Here is a 1,858-nt window from a genome sequence, read left to right on the forward strand (position 1 = left end):
GTTGCGGATCGTGCCGTTGGGCGAGCGCCACATCTTCTTCAGGCCGAATTCTTCGACTCGCGCCTCGTCGGGGGTGATGGTGGCGCACTTCACGCCGACGCCATGCTTCTGGATGGCGTGGGCCGCGTCGATCGTCACCTGATCGTCGGTCTCGTCGCGGTACTCGATGCCAAGGTCGTAGTAGTCGAGGTTGACGTCGAGATATGGGTGGATCAGCTTCTCTTTGATGAACTCCCAGATGATCCGCGTCATCTCGTCGCCGTCGAGCTCGACGACGGTTCCCTCGACCTTGATCTTGCCCATATGGCTGGTGCCTCCTCGGCATCGGGTGCGCAGGTTGTGTCTGCGATGTTCAGCAGCAGATCTGGGGCGCGGGTTACACGACGCCAACCTGCATCAGGTCAAACCTAGTACGCACGCAGTCCACACCGCGCGCGAGCGCAAACATAACGCGCGTACTGTTTTCCTATTGTACCCGGCGGCCATGTTGTCTTCGTCACGGCCTCCGGTGCGCGTGACACCGGGAACACCCGCCGGGAGCACCCAACCCGATCCGCCGGACGCATGGCGATTCCGGCCCATATCGCCCGCGTTTCGCGCAGATGACCGATTCCGCACCGGCCCGACCAGGACCGATGTGAGTCCTCGAGGTCCTGCATCATTGCTGCCGCGGCACGTCACCGTGCCCGACACCGGAGGGGACTCGATATGACTGATGACAACGGGCGAATGACTCTGCGCTTCTTGGCGGCACCGACCGACATCGCCTCGCTGGGCGGGGCGGTGCGCGGCGGGCGGCTGCTCAACTGGATCGACAAGGCCGCCTACGCCTGTGCCGCGGCGTGGTCGGGTGGCTACTGTGTGACGGCGTACGTGGGCAACGTCCGCTTCTCGCGCCACGTATCGGCCGGCGACCTGGTGGAGGTCACCGCGCGCATCGTCTACACCGGATCGTCGAGCATGCACCTGTTGTGCACCGTGTCCTGCGCCGATCCGTGCACCGGCCAGTACCGCGAGGTCAGCGACTGCCTCGTCGTCTTCGTGGCACTCGACGAGAACCGTCGCCCCCGCCCGGTGCCGCAGTGGCGACCGGCGACGCTCGGCGACATCGCCGACGCCGAGGCCGCCATCGCCCGGATCGGGTTGCGCAAACGGATCGAGGCGGAGATCGGCTCCGCGGTACTCAGTGCGGCGGGCACCGCGCCACGCGCGACGATGCGCTTCCTCGCCGCCCCGACCGACATGAACTGGGGCGGCAACGCGCACGGCGGCCGCATCATGGAATGGATGGACGAGGCCGCGTACCTGTGTGCTGCGCAGTGGGCCGGCTCCGACTGTGTCTCGGCCTACGTCGGCGGAGTCCGCTTCTACGCACCGGTGCATATCGGCGACGTCGTGCGCACCCGATCACGCCTGCTGCACACCGGCCGCCAGACCATGCACATCGCCGTCCAGATGAGCTCCGCCGATCCGCGCACCGGCGTCTTCCGCGACACCGGTCACGCGCTGGCGATCGTCGCGGCCATCGATGCCGACGGCGACGCCACCGACGTCCGGACCTGGCATCCGGTCGCCGACGAGGACTTCGCCCTTGACGCCCACGCCCGCGAACTTATCCGGCTGCGCCGGGAAGTGCCTCGCGCGCCGTTGCACGTGCACTGACCGGCGAGCTATCCGGTGGCACCGCCGCTGGCGGTGCCAGATCCGCTACTCGTTGCGGGGCCAGAGCCCGAAGGACCGCTGCTGCCCGGGGCGCCACTACTGCCCGGCGCATCCGCCGCACCATTTTTGCCGTTGCTGTTACTGCCGCCTTCCGTGCCAAAGCGCGGCGTGAACTGCTGCTCCTGCGCCGGCGGCG

The 1,858-nt window shown here is 67.5% G+C and carries 3 protein-coding genes; 1 reads left to right on the forward strand and 2 read right to left on the reverse strand.

Going from position 1 to position 1,858, the window contains the following annotated elements:
- Positions 1-303 (reverse strand): isocitrate/isopropylmalate family dehydrogenase (locus tag B4M62_RS09280; RefSeq protein WP_290706932.1); only part of this gene is annotated, 303 nt, incomplete at its 3' end.
- A gap of 405 nt (positions 304-708) precedes the next feature.
- Between B4M62_RS09280 and B4M62_RS09285 the strand changes: the two genes are divergently transcribed.
- Positions 709-1,662, forward strand: a complete 954-nt coding sequence (locus B4M62_RS09285; RefSeq protein ID WP_290706934.1) for an acyl-CoA thioesterase — start codon at positions 709-711, stop codon at positions 1,660-1,662.
- 8 nt (positions 1,663-1,670) lie between these two features.
- Here B4M62_RS09285 and B4M62_RS09290 read toward each other — a convergent pair.
- Positions 1,671-1,858: hypothetical protein (locus B4M62_RS09290; RefSeq protein WP_414651812.1), on the reverse strand; the 188-nt coding region annotated here is incomplete at its 5' end.

The organism is Gordonia sp. UBA5067, from assembly GCF_002414845.1.
Taxonomy (GTDB): Bacteria; Actinomycetota; Actinomycetes; order Mycobacteriales; family Mycobacteriaceae; genus Gordonia; species Gordonia defluvii.